This is a genomic window from Promicromonospora sp. NPDC052451, assembly GCF_044547525.1.
Lineage (GTDB): Bacteria > Actinomycetota > Actinomycetes > Actinomycetales > Cellulomonadaceae > Promicromonospora.
In genome coordinates this window covers 83,632-102,185 of the sequence record NZ_JBIUAP010000003.1, presented here as the reverse complement: position 1 = coordinate 102,185, position 18,554 = coordinate 83,632, and the positions used below count along the sequence as shown (strand labels likewise).

At 73.5% G+C, this 18,554-nt stretch carries 15 protein-coding genes; 5 read left to right on the top strand and 10 right to left on the bottom strand.

The features are described 5' to 3' along the window. Positions 1-129: 129 nt before the first annotated feature. Complete coding sequence (locus ACIG47_RS06205; protein ID WP_397414609.1) at positions 130-951, bottom strand: MHYT domain-containing protein; 822 nt, start codon at positions 949-951, stop codon at positions 130-132. Positions 952-1,225: 274 nt separating this feature from the next. Between ACIG47_RS06205 and ACIG47_RS06200 the strand changes: the two genes are divergently transcribed. Then, positions 1,226-2,206, top strand: a complete 981-nt coding sequence (locus ACIG47_RS06200) for a siderophore-interacting protein (RefSeq protein ID WP_397414607.1) — start codon at positions 1,226-1,228, stop codon at positions 2,204-2,206. Positions 2,207-2,224: 18 nt separating this feature from the next. On the opposite strand, the gene ACIG47_RS06195 is transcribed toward ACIG47_RS06200, so the two are convergent. Beyond that, on the bottom strand, positions 2,225-3,049 hold the full coding sequence (locus tag ACIG47_RS06195) for a TrmH family RNA methyltransferase (RefSeq protein WP_397414605.1): 825 nt from the start codon (positions 3,047-3,049) through the stop codon (positions 2,225-2,227). A gap of 270 nt (positions 3,050-3,319) precedes the next feature. Between ACIG47_RS06195 and ACIG47_RS06190 the strand changes: the two genes are divergently transcribed. Continuing rightward, positions 3,320-3,949, top strand: a complete 630-nt coding sequence (locus ACIG47_RS06190; RefSeq protein ID WP_397414603.1) for a sigma-70 family RNA polymerase sigma factor — start codon at positions 3,320-3,322, stop codon at positions 3,947-3,949. 64 nt (positions 3,950-4,013) lie between these two features. Here the strand turns inward: ACIG47_RS06190 and ACIG47_RS06185 are convergent, their stop codons facing one another. Both ACIG47_RS06185 and ACIG47_RS06180 read right to left on the bottom strand, forming a co-directional pair. Continuing rightward, positions 4,014-6,917, bottom strand: coding sequence for a hypothetical protein (locus ACIG47_RS06185; protein ID WP_397430069.1), 2,904 nt, complete (start codon positions 6,915-6,917; stop codon positions 4,014-4,016). 102 nt (positions 6,918-7,019) lie between these two features. Then, positions 7,020-8,078, bottom strand: a complete 1,059-nt coding sequence (locus ACIG47_RS06180) for a hypothetical protein (RefSeq protein ID WP_397430068.1) — start codon at positions 8,076-8,078, stop codon at positions 7,020-7,022. 64 nt (positions 8,079-8,142) lie between these two features. On the opposite strand from ACIG47_RS06180, the gene ACIG47_RS06175 reads away from it, so the two are divergent. Continuing rightward, complete coding sequence (locus ACIG47_RS06175) at positions 8,143-9,312, top strand: sensor histidine kinase (protein WP_397430067.1); 1,170 nt, start codon at positions 8,143-8,145, stop codon at positions 9,310-9,312. Beyond that, a complete protein-coding gene (locus ACIG47_RS06170; RefSeq protein ID WP_397414595.1) occupies positions 9,309-9,920 on the top strand; it encodes a DNA-binding response regulator in 612 nt (203 codons plus the stop codon). The genes ACIG47_RS06175 and ACIG47_RS06170 overlap by 4 nt, the downstream gene beginning before the upstream one ends. Positions 9,921-9,926: 6 nt before the next feature. Here the strand turns inward: ACIG47_RS06170 and ACIG47_RS06165 are convergent, their stop codons facing one another. Continuing rightward, positions 9,927-10,322, bottom strand: coding sequence for a YchJ family protein (locus ACIG47_RS06165; protein ID WP_397430066.1), 396 nt, complete (start codon positions 10,320-10,322; stop codon positions 9,927-9,929). A 29-nt stretch (positions 10,323-10,351) separates the two neighbouring features. After that, on the bottom strand, positions 10,352-11,185 hold the full coding sequence (locus ACIG47_RS06160; RefSeq protein WP_397430065.1) for a helix-turn-helix transcriptional regulator: 834 nt from the start codon (positions 11,183-11,185) through the stop codon (positions 10,352-10,354). A 101-nt stretch (positions 11,186-11,286) separates the two neighbouring features. Between ACIG47_RS06160 and ACIG47_RS06155 the strand changes: the two genes are divergently transcribed. Next, on the top strand, positions 11,287-12,054 hold the full coding sequence (locus ACIG47_RS06155) for an SDR family oxidoreductase (RefSeq protein ID WP_397430064.1): 768 nt from the start codon (positions 11,287-11,289) through the stop codon (positions 12,052-12,054). A gap of 90 nt (positions 12,055-12,144) precedes the next feature. Here ACIG47_RS06155 and ACIG47_RS06150 read toward each other — a convergent pair whose 3' ends face one another. From ACIG47_RS06150 to ACIG47_RS06135, 4 genes are all read right to left on the bottom strand, one after another. Next, positions 12,145-13,422 carry an endo-1,4-beta-xylanase gene (locus ACIG47_RS06150; protein WP_397430063.1) on the bottom strand — a complete coding sequence of 426 codons (1,278 nt, stop codon included), beginning with the start codon at positions 13,420-13,422 and terminating at the stop codon, positions 12,145-12,147. A 101-nt stretch (positions 13,423-13,523) separates the two neighbouring features. After that, positions 13,524-15,434: an ABC transporter ATP-binding protein gene (locus tag ACIG47_RS06145; RefSeq protein WP_397430351.1), complete on the bottom strand. Its 1,911-nt coding sequence runs from the start codon at positions 15,432-15,434 to the stop codon at positions 13,524-13,526. Between the two features lie 193 nt (positions 15,435-15,627). Further along, positions 15,628-17,388: an ABC transporter ATP-binding protein gene (locus ACIG47_RS06140; protein ID WP_397430062.1), complete on the bottom strand. Its 1,761-nt coding sequence runs from the start codon at positions 17,386-17,388 to the stop codon at positions 15,628-15,630. After that, on the bottom strand, positions 17,388-18,323 hold the full coding sequence (locus ACIG47_RS06135) for a TetR/AcrR family transcriptional regulator (protein WP_397430061.1): 936 nt from the start codon (positions 18,321-18,323) through the stop codon (positions 17,388-17,390). The genes ACIG47_RS06140 and ACIG47_RS06135 overlap by 1 nt, the downstream gene beginning before the upstream one ends. Positions 18,324-18,554 lie beyond the last annotated feature (231 nt).

The following is an 18,554-nucleotide window of genomic DNA, read 5'->3' as shown; positions in this document are numbered from 1 at the left end:
GCGGGGGCCGCCGCCCTCGCGTCCCCCGGTCCTGCCTGGCTGCCCCGTCGCACCCATCCGTTCCTCCCCGAACGTCTGGGTCTGATATCTACCACATTGCCCCGAGATACCCGCTGAGGCGGTGCGATATCACCGCAGCAGCGACCGGCGGCGCGGGTCCGTCACCTCGCGCCGGAGCTGCTCCTGCCGGTCCTGCCAGCCCTTGAACTTCTCCTGCGCCTCCAGCTCCGAGGCGCTGGGCGCGACGCCGATCACCAGGAGCAGCAGGATGGTGCTGATGGTGACGCCGATGATGAGCGGCCCGAGCAGCGCGGACACGGACACGCCGCCGTCGGCCACGACCATGCCGCCCCGGACCACCTCGGCGCGCATGGCCGCCATGCCCGTGTAGTGCATGCCGGAGACGGCGATCCCCATGATGAGCGTGGCCCCGATGCCCGCGGCCATCGTGTGCACCTTGGCCGACAGCCACAGCCCTGCGGTGGCCGCGACGATGCCGACCAGCACCGACACGGCGACGGTCACGAGGTCGTAGGTCACCTCGACGCCGACGTGCAGGGCGCGCATGCCGAGGTAGTGCATGGCGGAGATCCCCAGGCCGGTGACGGTGCCGCCCGCGAGGAGCGCGCCGATGCCCACGCCCGCCGCGCGGACGATGAACAGGCCGAGCCCCACGACGGCGACGGCCAGCACGCCGCTGGCGATCGTCAGGGGCACGTCGAACCGCGTCTCGGTACCGCGGATGTGGAACCCGAGCATCGCGACGAAGTGCATGACCCAGATGCCCGTGCCGCCGATGGAGACGGCACCGAGGGCGAGCCAGCCCGTGCTGGCGGCACCCCGGGAGACCCGGGCGCGGGCCGTGCAGGTCAGACCGACGGCGCACCCGGCGCACGACAGCAGGAACGACAGGACCGGTGTGACCCAGCCCAGCGCGAAGTGGTCGATCATGTGGAGCTCTCCAGCGAGTGGGGACAAGGCAGAGCGCGCCGGACGGAGCCGTCCCGGCGTCAGAGGCCCTGCCGGAACGTCACCCGGGCAGAGACCATGCACAGTAAATAGGCCGAATAAGACGCAATGCACCCTTTGTACTGGGTGAACTTCCTGAGTGAGCGGGTGATCTTCCGGCGCTCGACGTGCGCTCCTGCGCCGACCGGGTATGTGACCCGTGTCGCATTCTCGAACCGTTGCGAAGGGGTAGCGAACTTAGGTTAGGCTCACCGTCGTGACCACCAAGACCGGGGGGCTCGACACCAGGCCCTCGCGCATGTTCGACGTCGAGGTCGCGCGTGTGACGCGCCTGTGCCCGTCCTTCGTCCGGATCACCTTCCGGGGCCAGGACCTCGACAAGTTCGCGGACAACGGCCGCGACCAGCGCATCAAGCTCCTGCTCCCGTCGCCGCGGGGCGGCTGGGACGGCCTGCGCCGCGACGACCCCGACTGGTACGCCGCCTGGCGCTCGCTCCCGGACGAGGAGCGCAACCCGATGCGTACCTACACGGTGCGCACGGTGCGGCAGAACCTGCGCGAGGTCGACGTCGACGTCGTGATGCACGGTGACACCGGCCCCGCCTCGCGCTGGGCGCTGAACGCGACCGCCGGTGACCCGCTGGTCATCATGGGCCCCAACGCCGAGTACGACGGCATCCACGGCGGCGTCGAGTTCGCCCCGCCGTCGACCAGCCACGCGCTGCTCCTGGCCGGCGACGAGACCGCCGTGCCCGCCATCGCCGCCATCTGCGAGTCCCTGCCCGCCGACGCCGTGGGCGAGGTCTTCCTGGAGGTGCCGCACCCCGAGGACGGCTGGGACCTCGCCGCACCCGAGGGCGTGCGCGTGCACTGGCTGGCCCGCGACGGACAGGAGCACGGCGACGTGCTGGTCCCGGCCGTGCAGGACGCCGCCGACCGCCTGCTCGCGATGGGCGTGCGCCCGTCGGCGTCCGACACGACGCCGGCCCTCACCGCCGCCGGGCTCGACCTCTCGGGCGAGGCGGACGACGTCGACATCGACGCCGGGATCCTCTGGGAGGTGCCCGTCGACGGCACCGGCCAGCCCCTGGTGCAGGAGACCGTGCTGTACGCGTGGCTCGCCGGCGAGGCGGGCGTCATCAAGTCGCTGCGCCGCTACCTGGTCAACGAGTGCCAGGTGGACCGCAAGTCGGTCGCGTTCATGGGCTACTGGCGCAAGGGCCGCGCCGAGAACTGACCCCGCGCGCCGCGCCGCCTACTCGGCGGCGTGGCCCGGTACCCGCGTCGCCCAGGCGGCCACCGCCACCGCGGAGGCCACGTTCAGCGAGTCCACTCCCCCGGACATCGGGATCCGGACCGTCAGGTCGCAGCCGGCGATCGTGCTGGGCTTCAGCCCGTCCCCCTCGGTGCCGAGCACCATGGCCAGCTTCGCGGGCGGGTCCGCCACCAGGTCGTCCAGCGAGACGGAGTCGTCCTCGAGGGCCAGGGCGGCCACGGTGAAGCCGTGCTCGTGCAGCACGTCGATCCCGCCCGGCCACGGGTCGATCCGCGTCCAGGGCACCTGGAACACGGTGCCCATGGAGACGCGCACCGCGCGGCGGTAGAGGGGGTCCGCGCAGCTCGGGGTGAACAGCACCGCGTCCACGCCGAGCGCCGCGCAGGCACGCATGGCCGCGCCGACGTTCGTGTGGTCCACGATGTCCTCCAGGATCACCACCCGCCGTGCCCCCGCCAGCAGGTCCCGCACGTCCGGCAGCGTCGGCCGGTGCATCGCGGCCAGCGCACCACGGTGCAGGTGGAAGCCCGTGATCTCCTTCAGCACGGGCTCCTCCGCGACGTAGACGGGCACACCGGGAGCGATCACGTCGGCCATCGAGTCCAGCCACTTCGGCGCCATGAGGTAGGACCGGGGCCGGTGGCCGGCGGCCACCGCCCGACGGATCACCGTCGAGCTCTCCGCGATGTACAGGCCCTTGGCCGGCTCGTGCCGGGAGCGCAGGACGACGTCCGTGAGGCGGTTGTAGTCGGCGAGCCGCTCGTCGGCAGGGTCGTCCACGTGGACGACGTCGGGGGTGGTCACCGGCCCATTCTCCCTGCACCGGGGCCCGTCCTGGAACTCGGGTTCCACGGCGCGCCGCACCGGGACGCCGTTATCGTCCCGTTATCTCTCACAGCGAAATCCTCTCGGCTTCCCACAACGGCCCAAGATTCCATATGCTCCGGGCAAGGAAAGTTCGTCTCACTCAAGAGGAGAGTTGCGATGAGAACTACCCGGACTCCCCGGTCGTCCCGCGCACGCCGCAGCAAGGACACCGTTCCGCATCCCGCGCTACCTCCGTCCTACGCTGCGATGATCGAGCGCACGCCGTCGCTGGACGAGGCGCAGCTCGAGTCCCTCCTCGAGCGGGCGGTCGCCGGCGCCGACGCCGCACGCACCCTCGAGTCCACCGCGGTCTCCCCCAGCCTCCGCACACAGCTCGAAGCGCGGGTCAAGGACGGGCAATACGCAAAGGAGCGTCTCGTCCTCGCCCACCTCCGCCTCGTACCGGCGATCGCGAGCTCGTACTCGGGCCGCATGCCGTTCATGGACCTGGTCCAGGAGGGCAACGTCGGCCTGGTCCGCGCCGCCGACTCCTACGACCCCGCGCACGGCACGTTCGCCGCCTACGCCCACCGCTGGGTACGCCGCTCGATCGTCCGCGCGGTCGCCGCGGCCGAGCAGGCCTCTCCCGCGAGCCAGGCCGGCCCCACCCCCGAGCAGACCATGCTGCGCCGCCGCATCCGGCAGGCCGTCGCCCACCTCGACAGCGTCGAGGCCCGTGTGCTGGAGATGCGCTTCGGGCTCCTGGACGGCACCACGCGCACCCTCGACGAGATCGGCCGCCGCCTCGGTGTGACCAAGGAGCACGTGGCGCAGATCCTCGAGCGGGCGCTGGCCCGCCTGCGCGACGTCGTCACCCCCGCACCGCTCGCCGCGTGACCGCCGGCTGGGCTCCCGACGGCCCAGCCGGCGTCAGCCTTCGCGTGTCGCCTGAGCGTGCGGTTCAGCTCCGGCCCAGGCGAGAGATCACCTCGTCCAGCGCCTCGTGGTACGCCCACGACGACTGGTAGCCCGAATGGGCGGCCACGGCGAAGAGATAGGCCGACCGGTCCATCTCCTCGGCCCCGCGGTCCGTCTCGTTCTCCCCGTACCCCACCACCGGGAAGCCCAGGAAGTCGGTGCGCCGCCACAGGTTCACCCACGCGGGCTTCGCACCGCAGGTCAGCAGGGACATCAGCGTGACCTGTTCCCCCGAGCCGGGCTCGGGGCGTCCCGGCGTCAACGGCGCCGCCGGGTCCGCCCCGGGTCCGGAACCCAGTACCTGACCGCCCCACGGGTCCGCCGACCAGGCCGGACCGGTGCACGGCGGCGTGCCGGTCGTCGTCGGACCCAGGAGGTCCGGGAAGAACCGGCCGAAGAAGGGGCGCAGCTGCGTGCCGTAGGTGAGCAGACCGATCCGGCCGTCCACGAGACCCGGCACCGGGTTGCCCGCACGGATCAGCACGACCGCCGCGGCCAGCACGGCGCCCATCGAGTGCGCCGACAGCACCACGCGCCGCGTCGGGGCCACGCGGGCGCGCTCGGCGTCGTCGGTGAGGTCGGCACCCGCGAGCCAGGCGTCGACGCGCGAGCGAACCTCGGGCACGACCCGCTCGGCGTAGCTCGGCGGTCCGAACGGGTGCGCGCTGCGGGGCAGGAAGCACAGCAGGTCCCACAGCAGGCCCCAGGGACGGGACGGCCCGCCGCCCGCGGCACCCGCCATCGCGCTGACCACCAGCGTCGCGGCGAGCACCCCCAGGGCCGGCACCGCCAGGCCGGACAGCCAGAGCGGGATCTGGACGCTGCCCGTGTCGTCGTGCTGGGCGATCAGCGGGATGTGCGCCACGACGGCCGCCACGTAGGCGGCCGCCGCCAGCGCGCCCACGGCGAGCTCCGCCCTGTGCGACATGGCCGCGACCTGCCGGCCGCGCAGCACCCGCTCCAGCACGGGGCTGGGGCCGCCGTCGGGGTCGGGGGCGTCGGCCACGGCGCGCCACGCGGGCGCCGCCGGACCGTACGGCGGCCCGGACGTGCGCGGCGCGGCGGGGATCCACAGGGGCCGCGAGCGCAGCACGTCCATCACGTACGGTCCGGCGAGCGCCACGACCAGCAGCACCAGGAACACGAGCGCGATCACCACGGACGCGGTGCCGAACTCGGTGTACACGGGCGGCACCCGGACGAGGTCGGGGTCGGGCACCCGGCGGACCACACCGACCAGACCCTCCCCGAGCGGCTCGGGCGCGGCGGGCTCGCCGGTGCGCAGGAACCACTGCACGCCGAGCACCAGCAGGCTGGAGTACACGGCGGCGGCCGCCGCCGACACGAGCAGGAAGACGCCCGGGCCCGCGCCGTTCCAGCCCTCGTGGACGCGGCGGCGCAGGAGCATCGCGACCAGGACCACGACGGCCGGGCTCAGCACGGCGAGCATGGCGAGGCCCACGAGAAGGTGCCGCAGCGGGGCGCCCGGCTCGGTGACCAGCACCACCGCCACGCAGAGGGTGGCCACGACCGGGACCAGGGTCCACGCGGCGACGGCGCGGACGTGGCGCGCCGTGCGCCAGGCCAGGCCGGTGGCCGCGATGCCGAACAGGCCGACGCCCAGCAGCGCCGGCACGAGGTCCACGCCGATCAGGGCGGGCATGCGCGCCGGCTGCGGCCCGGCGAAGGCCGCCCAGCAGGCCAGCACCCAGACGAGCAGGCCGGCCGCGAACACCGCGAGCGCGGCCCGGCCCTTCCAGCGGGGTGCGTGCGCCTGGACCCCGTCGTCGTCGGTGCGCAGGGCCACCAGTGCGCACGCCCCGAGGATCACGACCAGGGCGGCCACGGGCAGACCGGGCATCGGCAGGCCGACGTCGGCGTACCGGGTCCAGGTGAGGAACTGGCCGGTGAGCGCGAGCGCCGCGCCCAGGTGCGCCCAGAGCAGGCCGGAGCCGGTGCGCTGCGACCAGAAGCCGGCCCGGTGCAGCGGCGGGCCGGACGGCGGGACGACTCCCCCGGCGCGCATCACCGAGAACTTCGACTCGAACCGGACCTGCCCGCCGTGGGCCACCAGCACCAGCACCGCGACCAGGAGCACCGGGACGAGCGACAGCAGGGCGAGGCGGTCGCCGACGTCCATCCGCGCCAGCCCGTACAGGACGCCCGGGATGCGGGCGCAGACGGGGACCACCGAGTCGGGGCCCGGCGTCGCCAGGCCCATGCAGCGCGTGCCGACCACGGACAGCGCGACGGTGGCCACCGCCGACACGAACAGGAGGGTGAGCCCGAGCGCGAAGAGCCGCGTCAGCGCGGCGGTCGCCTCGGGGACCAGCCTGCCCGACGGCGGACGGCCGGCGTCGGCGGGTGGCGTGGCCGCTGTGCCGCCGGAGCCGGTGTCCGGCGCCGGGATGCGCCGCGCCCAGTACCCCGCGTTCGCCAGGCCGAACGGGACCATCGCGGCCCACATGAGCCGCACCGCGGCGGTTCCCACCAGCCCCAGCACGCCGCCGAACGGGAGGCCGCCGAGGCGCGCCATCGCACCCCAGGAGTAGGCCTCGCGGCGCACGTCCGGGCGGATCGCGTGCACGTGCCCCGGCGGGAGCGCCTTGTCGCGGGCCTCGGCCTCGGGCCGCGGCGTCCAGAAGCTGCCGAGGCTGTCGCCGTCGGACTGGGTGACCTCGCCGCGCGGCAGGTCGAGCGAGCTGTGCGGTACGGCGTTCGCGATGCCGTGGATGCGCAGCTCGAGGACGGTCGACCCGGAGGCACCGGGAGCAGGTGCCGGGCGTTCCTGGGGGTCACGTCCGGGGTCACGTCCGGGGTCACGTCCGGGGTCACGTCGGGGGTCGGGTCCGGGGCTGGTCGGAGTGCCGGGCGGCGCGCTGTCCATAGCGCACCAACGTAGAGCGGGCGAACGGCGCCACGCGTGCCGCCACGCGCGCGCCGCCCGCATCCTGCGGGAATCCCGCACACGCCCGGACCGGTGACGCCGTCAGGAACCGAACGTCGTCGCCAGCACGGCCGCCGCCAGGAGCACGTCGTAGACCACGCAGGCCTCGGCGTACCAGCGCCACATCACGGCGCCGGCCCTGTGGTGCAGGACGTCCCAGACACCGTGCCCCACGAGCCCGGCCGCGAGCACCCAGGCCCCGGCGTCCTGTCCCGCGAGCGCGCCGGCCAGCAGGCTGACGCCCGCGAACACCGCGAGCCCTGCCGCCTGGAGCACCAGCATCGACCGGCCGCGGACCTGGTTCCGCAGGACGCCCACGACGGGGTACACGAGAGCCATCGCCACGACGAGCCAGGCCGGCACGTCACCCGCGCCGCCCGCGACCGTGCCCGCGAGCAGCAGCAGCGCCAGGAGCACCGGCCACCGCCGGGCGAGCCACGCGAGGTCGACGCCGTGCGCGTGCTCGGTGTACTCGGCCGGCCGCAGCAGCATCGCCGCCGCCATCGCCGGCACCATCAGCACGTGGCCCCAGAGCATCAGGCCGCCCGCGCCGACGGCGCCCGTCCAGAACAGCACCAGCAGCACCGCGAACGGCGCCGCCATCGCCGCGTTCATCTCCCCGACCGCCGCCCAGCCGTGCCGCCGGACCCGCATCCACACGGTCATCGCCACCACCATGTCCGCCACCATCACCACCGCGGCGACGTCGGGCCGGGCGAGCAGGGCCGCGACGCCCAGGGCCGCTCCCGCCACGTCCCAGGCCGGGGCGAGCAGCATCATCCCGAGCACCATGACCACGACCATCTCGGCCAGGTGCGCGAGGAACCGCAGGGTCCTGCGCGTCCGGGTGGCGGGTCGCGCACCGTGGTGCGTACCGTGCGGTCCGGCGTGGGTCTGCGCCGGGGGTCGCCCGTGCACCGTGCCGGGCACCGGCGAGATCGTCGTCTGGTCCGTCTGCCGGGCCGTCGTCTGCGTCATCGTCGTCTCCTCGTCGTCCGGGGCGGCGTCGTTCGCCGCGCCGGTCTCCACGCTGTCCGACCACGCGGGCGCCCAGTAGTGCCGGACGGCACCCGCGGACGGGCATCTGTCACGACCTCGCATGACAGATGTCATCGAGACCCGCGCCGCCGCCCCGGCCGGGCCCGGGCGCTGGCAGGATGGCGCCATGAGCACGGTCAGGGCACCCGCGGACGACGGCGCCGGCGGGCTCGCCGGTTTCCGCCGCAACGTCTGGTGGGCGCTGGCGGGCACCGTGGCGTGCGTGCTCGGCTTCGCCGTCGGCGACTGGGTGCTCGATCCCGGCGTCCACCCGGGCCTGCGCGCCGTCACCGGCCTGGCGACGGCGGCCACGATCGTGGCGTGCGCCGTGCTGCTCGGCCGGCGCGTGCGGGACGAGCCGGCGTCGGCCGGCTGGCTGGTGACCGCGTGCGGCGCCGCGGTGCTCGCCGGCGCGGTGCCGCTCGCGGCCGGGAACTTCGGCATCTGGTCGATCGCGCCGGCCGCGACGATCGCCGTCCTGGTGATGTTCCTGCCGCCGCGGCGGGCGTGGCCGGCGCTGGCCGCGGCGCTGGTCGCGCTGCCGGCGGTCGGCGTGGCCGTGGCCCTGGCCACGGGCGAGCCGCACGTGGGGCACGCCGCGTGGATGCCCGCGCTGATGGTGGTGGCGTTCGGCCCGGCGATGCTCGGCATGCTGCGTGGCTGGCAGGTCGCGGCCCGGCTCGACGACGCCCGGCGCATGGCCGGCCGGCTCGCCGTGGCCGACGAGCGCCTCCGGTTCGCCGCCGACCTGCACGACATCCAGGGCCACCACCTCCAGGTCATCGCCCTGAAGAGCGAGCTGGCCGCACGGCTCGCCGAGGCCGACCCCGCCCGGGCCGCCGAGCAGATGCGCGAGGTCCAGCAGCTCGCCGGGGACGCCCTGCGCGAGACCCGCGCCCTGGTCCAGGGCTACCGGCGCACCACGCTGTCGGCCGAGATCAGCAACGCGTCCAGGGTGCTGACCGCCGCGGGCGTGACGGTCCGGACCGACGTCGACGCCGACCTCGCGGCCGCCCTGCCCGAGGCTCCGCGCGGGCTGCTCGGCCTGGTGGTGCGTGAGGCCACGACCAACCTGCTGCGGCACAGCCGCGCCACGCGCGCGGCGTTCGTCCTGCTCCCCGAGGACACCGGGGCGCGCCTCGTCATCGACAACGACGGCGCGTCGCCCGGCGGGCCGGCCGCAGGCGACGGCACGGGCCTCGTCTCGCTCGCGGAACGCCTCGCCGCGGTGGGCGGGCGGCTGTCCTGGGCGGGCGAGGACGGCCGGTTCGTGGTCACCGCGACGGTGACCGCATGATCCGCCTCCTGCTCGCCGACGACGAGGAGCTCCTGCGCGGGGCCCTGGGCGCGCTGCTCGACCTGGAGGACGACCTGCAGGTCGTGGCCGAGGCCGCCACCACGACGGACGCCGTGCGCCTCGCCGCCCGGCACCGGCCCGACGTCGCCGTGCTGGACCTGGAGATGCCGCCCACGGACGGTCTGCACGCGGCCGGGCAGATCCTGGCGGCCGCCGACGGCACGCCGCCGCGCATCGTCGTCGTCACGCGGCACGCCCGCCCCGCCGTCCTGCGCCGGGCGCTGGCCGCCGGGGTGAGCGGGTTCGTGCCCAAGTCCACGCCCGCGGCGCGCCTCGCGCAGATCGTGCGCGACGTCGCCGCCGGGCACCGGTACGTGGACCCGGAGATCGCGGCGTCCGCGCTCACCGAGAACGAGTGCCCGCTGACCGACCGCGAGCTGGAGGTGCTGCGTGCGGCCCGCGCCGGGGCGCAGGTCTCCGAGATCGCGGCCGCGGTACACCTCGCGCCCGGCACGGTGCGCAACTACCTGTCCTCCGCGATGGCCAAGCTGGGCGTCGCGACCCGGCACGCGGCCGCCCACCGCGCGTGGGAGGAGGGCTGGATCTGAGCGGTCTCAGCGGGCCTCGCGTACGCCGTCGACGTAGAACCAGCGCCCGCCGGTGCGGACGAAGCGGCTGGTCTCGTGCAGGCGGCCCCGGGTGCCGGTGGCCGGGTCGCGGTAGTGGGCGGTGAACTCGACCACGCCGGCCGTGTCGAAGGGACCGCCCCGCTCCGTGCGGTGGATGTCGAGGCGGCGCCACTCCTCGGCTCCCAACCCGGCACTGTCCGGCCGGGTCCCGGGTGCCCAGGTGGCCAGCAGGTAGGCCTCGTCGCCCACCGCGAAGGCGGAGTAGCGGGAACGCATCAACGCCTCGGCGGTCGGGGCGGTCGCGGCACCGGAGTGGTAACGCCCGCAGCAGGCGCCGTAGATGTCGCCGGAGAGGCAGGGGCAGCGGTCGTCGTCGTGCACGGGACGATCCTCGCACCCCGGCGCACCGGTCACGCGAACGTCTCGTGCCCCAGCACCGCCAGCAGCCGCAGCTTCTCCTCCGCCTCGGTTCCCGGCGCCGGGGTCAGCACGAGGAGCGCCTGGGACTGGTCCTCGGTGAACAGCGCCTGGCAGTCCACGTCGATCCGGCCGAGCTCGGGGTGCACCAGCGTCTTGTGGTCCTCGAACCGGCGCGCCACCTCGTGCCGCTCCCAGATGCGGACGAACTCCTCGCTCTCCCGCAGGAGCGCCTGCAGCACCTCGTCGGCGAACGAGCCCGGACCCGCGGCGGCGTGCGCCGCCCGCAGGGAGGAGACCTGGCTGCGCCCCTGCTGCTCGTGGTGCTCGGGCGCGTACACGTTCCGAGACTCCGGTTCCATGAACCACCGGTACGCCGAGGCCCGGGCCAGGCCGCTCGCGGGCGGCTCGCCGAAGACCGACTCCGCGAGCCGGTTCTGCACCAGCACCTCGCCCAGGCCGGACAGGATCAGGGCAGGCGAGTCCTCCAGCCGGTCCAGGACGCGCAGCAGCGGGGGTGCCACGTGGGACTCGAGCGGCACGCGCCGGGGCACACCGTGACCGGCGAGCCGGAACATGTAGTCGCGCTCCTCGGCGGTCAGGCGCAGGGCACGGGCCAGCGCGGCGAGCATCTGCTCGGACGGCTGCGGCCCGCGCTGCTGCTCCAGCCGCGCGTAGTAGTCCACGGACATCCCGGTCAGGAGCGCGACCTCCTCGCGGCGCAGCCCGGGTGCACGACGGCGCGGCCCGGGCACCAGGCCGACGTCGGACGGGCGCAGGGCCTCCCGGCGACGGCGGAGGAAGTCGGCGAGGGCGGAGCGGTTCATGTCCCTATCGTGCGCCAGGCGGGCCGCACGAGCCAGGGACCGCCGGTCCCTGGTTCACCGGGTCTCTCCCGCCGCCGGGCAGGCCGGAGCACGGTGGTGACATGAACATCACCGGAAACACCATCTTCGTCCCCGGCGGCACGCGCGGCATCGGGCTGGCTCTCGCCGTCCGGCTGCGGGACCGGGGCAACACCGTGATCGTCGGCGGGCGCAGCGTCTCGGCGCTGGACGCCCTGGCCGCCGAGCACGGCTTCGCCACCGTGCGGATCGACACGACGGACGCCGCGTCGATCGCGGCGGCGTCGGCCGAGGTGATCGAGCGGTTCCCCGACGTCAACGTGCTGGTGCCGATGGCCGGCATCATGCGCGCGGAGGACTGGCGCACCCCGGGCTTCCTCGCGGACGCCGAGGCCACGGTCGTCACCAACCTGCTGGGCCCGATCCGGCTGATCGCCGCGTTCACCGAGCACCTGCAGAGCCGCCCCGAGGCGACCATCCTCACCGTGTCCTCAGGACTGGCGCACGCCCCGCTGCGCGTGACCCCGACGTACAACGCGACCAAGGCCGCGGTGCACATGCTGTCGGAGTCGCTTCGGCTCCAGCTCGCCGGGACCAGCGTGTCCGTGGTGGAGCTGGTGCCGCCGTCGGTCCAGACCGAGCTCATGCCGGGGCAGGAGACCAACCCGCACGCGATGCCGCTGGACGAGTACATCGACGAGACGACCGCGCTCCTGGAGGCGCACCCGGACGCCCACGAGATCCAGGTCGAGCGGGTCAAGTTCCTCCGCTACGGCGAGGTCCGCGGCGACTACGACGAGGTCGTCTCGGCGCTGAACGCGACGGACCCGCACGCGGCGGCCTCCGCCTGAACCCGTCGAGACCTGGTGGTGGCGCCGAGATCTGGCCGCGCACCAGGTCTCGGCGCCACCACCAGGTCTCGACGGTGGCGGACGCCGACGTCAGCGGGGCGGCAGGGTGACGGCCGCCGCGGACCGGCCCGGGGTCGCCAGCGTGAGGGCTGTCGTGCCGGCGTCCGGTGCCTCCACCTCGTAGTCGCCGAGAAAGCCCTCGACGCGGATCCGGCCCTCGGCGTCGGTGCGCAGCGTGGTGGGCGCAAGCCACCACTCCCCCTTGACCAGCTCGCGCAGCCGCGCGAAGGCCGGCTTGGGCGAACCGTCGGCACGCAGCAGGCCGCCGGGCGCGTTGAGCCACATCCCCCGGTCGGACAGCCCCCAGTAGGTGGTCGCCTCGACCGCCGGGTGGGACAGCAGCGTGCGGTGGTGCCGCTCGACCTCGTCGGCCTGCCGCTCCTCCCCCTCGGGCGTCGAGGGCCAGGACTCGACCTGCCAGTCGTTGAGGTCCTCGATGTGCGCGGGCATGACGTCGCCCGAGAGCAGCGTCGTCTCGGTGAGGTGGATCGGGATGTTGTACCGGGCGAAGCGGTCGAGGATCTCCAGGGTCTTCTCCTCGCCCCAGTAGCCCTGGTGCATGTGGCTCTGCAGCCCGAGCCGGTCGATCCGGATCCCGGCCTCCAGCACGGCCTCGATCAGGCACTCGTACGCCGTCGACATGTCGAAGTCGTTGAGCAGCAGGGTCGCGCCCGGGTTCTCCGCGCGAGCCTCCTCGAACGCCATCCGGATCATCTCGACGCGGCCGCGGCGGCGCGCCAGCGGCGTGATCGCGTTCTCCTGCGCGGTGAACACGGGCATGATCACCACCTCGTTGATCGCGTCCCAGGTGTCGATCACGCCGCGGAACGCCGCGACGTCGCGCCGGATGCGCTCCCGCTGGAGCCGCTCGACCTCGGCATCGGGCAGCCCGAGCAGCCAGTCCGGCTGGACCGTGTGCCACACCAGCGGGTGCCCCTTGACGACGACGCCCCGCGCCGCGAACCACCGGGCCGCACGGAGCAGCTGCTCGGTCCGGGGCGCCCCGCGCTGGGGCTCGAACGTGCCCCAGTAGAACGGGAGGGTGGTCTGGTTGAAGACGTCGAACCAGGCGTCGGCCAGGCGGCCGTCGTACTCCGGGTCCGGTGAGGTGCCGTTCGCCAGGTCCACCAGGTCGAACCCGATGCAGCCGAACAGGAACGCGTGCCGCGTCTGCCGCACGACGACGTCGTGATGGGCCAGCGGGACGCCGTCCGGCCCGTGCAGGGTCACCGTGACGTCGGCGCGCCGGTGCGCCAGGGCCGGGTCGGGGGTGCGCCCGCCGTCGGGCGCGCTGAAGAGAGAGCTCACGCGGCGACCCTAGTGCCAGGCCGCCCACGACCAAGCGGTTGCTGCCAGGACTGGGCTCGTCCTGGCAGCAACCGCATGGTCACCACGACTGCGCCACCCGCCTACGTGGCCGCCGGCTCCTCCACCACCGGGGCCGCGAACTGGCTCGCGTACAGCCGTGCGTAGGCGCCGTTCGCGGCGAGCAGGTCGTCGTGCGAACCCTGCTCCACGATGTCGCCGTGCTCCATCACCAGGATCACGTCGGCGTCGCGGATGGTGGACAGCCGGTGCGCGATGACGAACGACGTGCGGTCCTTGCGCAGCCGGTTCATCGCCTCCTGCACCAGCACCTCGGTGCGGGTGTCCACCGACGACGTCGCCTCGTCGAGCACGAGGATCGCCGGATCGGCCAGGAACGCGCGGGCGAGGGTGAGGAGCTGCTTCTCGCCCGCCGACACCGACGAACCCTCCTCGTCCACGACGGTGTCGTACCCGTCGGGCAGCGTCCGCACGAACGGGTCCACATGGGTGGCCTGCGTGGCGGCGAGGAACGTCTCCTCGTCGACCGAGGCGCCGTCGGGCACGCCGTACCGGAGGTTCTCCTCGATGGTGCCCTTGAACAGCCAGGTGTCCTGGAGCACCATCCCGATCGACGAGCGCAGGTCGTCGCGCGACATGTCGCGCGTGTCGACGCCGTCGAGCGTGATGCGGCCGCCGTCCACCTCGTAGAACCGCATGAGCAGGTTGACCAGTGTGGTCTTGCCGGCGCCCGTGGGGCCGACGATGGCGATGGTCTGCCCCGGCTCGGCCACCAGGTTGAGCCCGGTGATGAGCGGCTGGTCGGGCGTGTACGAGAACTGGACGTCCTCGAACGCGACCCGGCCGCGCACCGGCTCGACCTTCTGCGACTCGGCCGGGTCCGCCGACTGCTCCGGCGCGTCCAGCAGGTCGAACACCCGCTCCGCCGAGGCCACGCCGGACTGCAGCAGGTTCATCATCGAGGCCACCTGCGTGAGCGGCTGCGTGAACTGGCGCGAGTACTGGATGAACGCCTGCACGTCACCCAGCGACAGGGTGCCCGACGCGACCCGCAGGCCACCGATGACCGCCACGATCACGTAGTTCAGGTTCGCGAGGAACCCCATCGCGGGCTGGATGGTGCCCGAGATGAACTGCGCCTTGAAGCTGGAGGTGTACAGCGCACCGTTCTCCTTGGCGAACGCCTCGGCGGTGCTCTCCTGGTGCCCGTACACCTTCACCAGCGCGTGACCCGTGAACGACTCCTCGATGTGCGCGTTCAGCCGCCCGGTGGCCGCCCACTGCTCCACGAACTGCGGCTGGCTGCGCTTGGCGATCTGCGCCGTCAGGATCACCGACAGCGGCACCGTCACCAGCGCGACCAGGGCGAGGATCGGCGAGATCCAGAACATCATGAACAGCACGCCGATCACCGTCAGCACGGCGGTCACGAGCTGCGCGAGCGTCTGCGTGGTCGTCTGCGCCACGTTGTCGATGTCGTTGGTGACGCGCGACAGGATCTCGCCGCGCTGCTGCTTGTCCACGTAGGACAGCGGGATGCGGTGCAGCTTGGCCTCGACCTGGTCACGTAGCGTCCGCATGGTCCGCTGCACGACGCCGGTGGTGATCCGGGCCTGGAGCCACCCGAACAGGAAGGCCCCGAGGTAGGCGGCGACGACCCAGCCGAGCGTCTGCATCAGGAGGGTGAAGTCGATGCCCTGGCCGGGGACGACGCCGACCACGCCCGTGAGCAGGTCGGCCATCTGGTCCTGGCCCGCGGCGCGCAGCCCGGCCTCCGCCTGCTCGACCGTCTGGTTCGCGGGGAGCTGCGCGCCCACGACACCCGCGAAGATCACGTTCGTCGCGTTACCCAGCAGCTTGGGCCCCAGCACGGTCAGCGCCACCGACCCGATACCCAGGATCATGAGCACCACGATGTTGAGGCGCTCCGGGCGCAGCGCCCCGGCGAACCGGCGCAGCGAACCCTTGAAGTTCATCGGCTTCTGGACGGGCATGCCCATCCCCATGCCCATCGGGCCGCCGCCACCCGGGCCGCGCCCGCCGCCGGGACCACGCCCGGGTGCCGCCGGAGCGGCCGTGGTGGTGCTGCCCTGAGGCTTCTCTTCCGCGCTCACGCGGCCTCCTCCTCTACCTTGCGGGACACCCGCACCCGGTCGGCCCGCACGATCGGGGCTTCGCCATGCTCGATCACGCGGCCTCCTCCAAGCTCATCTGGGACGTCACGATCTCCTGGTACGTCTCGTTCTCGGCCAGCAGCTCCGCGTGCGTGCCCCGGCCGACGATGCGTCCGTGGTCGAGCACCAGGATCTGCTCGGCGTCGCGGATGGTCGCCACGCGCTGCGCGACGACGATCACCGTCGCCTCGCGGGTCTGCGGCCGCAGCGCGGCGCGGAGCCGGGCGTCGGTCGCGTAGTCGAGCGCGGAGAAGCTGTCGTCGAACAGATAGATCCGCGGCTGGCGGATCACCGCCCGCGCGATGGCCAGGCGCTGCCGCTGCCCGCCCGAGAAGGTGGCACCGCCCTGCGCCACGACCGACTCCAGCCCGTCCGGCAGGGCCTCGATGAAGTCGCGCGCCTGCGCCACCTCCAGCGCCGCCCACATCTCCTCCTCGGTGGCGTCCGGCTTGCCGTACCGCAGGTTGTCCGCCACCGTGCCGCTGAACAGGAACGCCTTCTGCGGCACCAGCCCCATGAGCGAGCCCAGGTCGCGCTGGGTCACGTCGCGCACGTCGATGCCGTCGACCCGCACGGCGCCGTCCGTCGCGTCGAACAGGCGCGGTACCAGGTTCAGCAGGGTCGACTTGCCGGACCCCGTCGAACCGATGATCGCCGTGGTCCGGCCCGGCTCCGCGGTGAAGGACAGGTCGTGCAGCACCGGCTCCTCGGCGCCCGGGTACCGGAACTCGACGTTCTCGAAGGTGACCTGGCCGCGCGGGGCGGGAACGGCGTCCTCGTCCTCCGTGGGGAAGAGCGCGACGGGGGCGTCCGGGTCGACCACGGACGAGCTGGTCTCCAGCACCTCCCCGATCCGGTCCGCCGCGACGGCAGCGCGCGGGATCATCATGAAGATCATCGTGGACATCATCACGGCCATGAGGATGTACATGAGGTAGCTGAGGAACGCCGTCAGGGAGCCGATCTGCATGCCCCCGGCCTCGATCTCGTGCGCACCGAACCACAGCACCGCCACCGAGGACATGTTCATGATGAGCATGACCACCGGGAACGTCAGCGCCATGAGCCGGCCCGCGCGCAGCGAGGTGTCGAACAGCTCCTCGTTCACCACGCCGAACCGCTCGGTCTCGCGGCGCTCGCGCACGAAGGCACGTACCACCCGAAGCCCCGTGATCTGCTCGCGCAGCACGCTGTTGATGGCGTCGATGCGCTTCTGCATGCGGCGGAAGTGCGGCACCATGCGCCACACGATGACGCCGGCCGTGGCCGCCAGCACCGGCACGATGACCAGCAGGAGCCCCGACATCGTGACGTCCTCGGACAGCGCCAGGATCACGCCGCCGACCAGCATGATCGGCGCCATCACCATGATGGTGAACGTCATGAGCACCGTCATCTGCACCTGCTGCACGTCGTTGGTGCCGCGCGTGATGAGCGTGGGCGCACCGAACTTGGCCATCTCGCGCGCGGAGTAGGTCTGCACGGTGTGGAACAGGTCGCGCCGCAGGTCACGACCGAACGCCGTGGCCACCTGCGCGCCGAAGTAGACGGCGACCACCGAGGCGGCCACCTGGCCCAGCGACACCAGCAGCATCCAGCCGCCGATGCTCCAGATGTGGCCGATGTCGCCGAGCACGACACCCTGGTCGATGATGTCCGCGTTGAGGCTGGGCAGGTACAGGGCCGCGAGCGTCTGCACCAGCTGCAGCACGAGCACCGCGACCACCGCCCAGCGGTACGGGCCCAGATATCTCCGGGCGAGCGTGACTAGCATCAAGAGTTCCCTTCAGGGCTGGGGGTTGGAGAACCTGGTGCATCCGGTCCCGCAGTGGAGGCTGCACCGTCCACGGAGCGCGGGCCAGACTTTTTCGCGGGGCCGGCGAGCCCGTTGACGAGGGCGTCGGCCAGGACGTCGGCCGGCACCGCCGGCTGCAGGTGGTCGATCCGCAGGTGTGCGCCGGCGATGGCCGACTCGATCAGCGAGACCGCCACCTCGACGGGGACCCGCAGGCGGTGCGCGTCCGGGGCGAGGACGGCGGTGATGCCCTCGACGGTAGCCGCCCGCTGCCGGGTGCGCTGTTCCAGCAGCGTCTTGCGGTAGCTGAGCATCCGCTCGTGCTGGTCGGCGGCGGTGCCGGCGCCCGTGTACGGCGGCCCCGGCGCGCCGGGCCGGCCGGGCGGAGAGCCCGGCGGCACCGGCTGACCCGGCGGCGGACCCGGCACGATCGGCGGCCCGTCGTCCGAGCCCGGCACACCGGGAACGAGCGGCCGGCCCGGCACCGCGCCCGGGATGAACGGCGGGCCGTCGGTCGAACCAGGCACACCCGGCGTCACCGCCGCACCGGGCGGGGAGCCCGGCGGCGCCCCGGGCGTCGGTGCCATGCTGCGCAGGACGGACATCCACCGCAGCACCTCCGCCACGCGGTGCCGGCCGAGCTCGATGACGAGCTCCAGGCGCCGCTCGAGGGGTAGCCCCGGGTCGATGCCGGTGAGCTCCGCGAGGGTCTGCTCGGGCTTGCCCGCCCGGGACAGGCCCTCGATCGCGACGGCACCGACCAGCGCCGTCTTGTCGCCGAACGCCCGGAACAGGGTGCCCTCCGCGACCCCGGCAGCCTGCGCCAGCTCGCGGGAGGTGACGTCGTGCCCCCGCTCGGCGACCAGCGGCAGCACCGCGTCGACGATGGCCGCCTTGCGGTCGTCGGGAGACATGCGGGATGCCCGGGGGCGCGCGCTCTGCATAGCAGGAACAGTAAATGAGTGAGCACTCACTCCGCAACTGGTTCGCCTCTGAGCAGATCAGACATGCCGAGAGCCCCTGCGGCACGAGGCAGCAGGGGCTCTGGAAACGACTGCGAGGTCGTGGGGGGTTGGGGGGGGGGGGGGGGGGGGGGGCCGGGGCGGCCGCGCCCGGGGCACCACCCACCACCCCGCGCGCGCGGG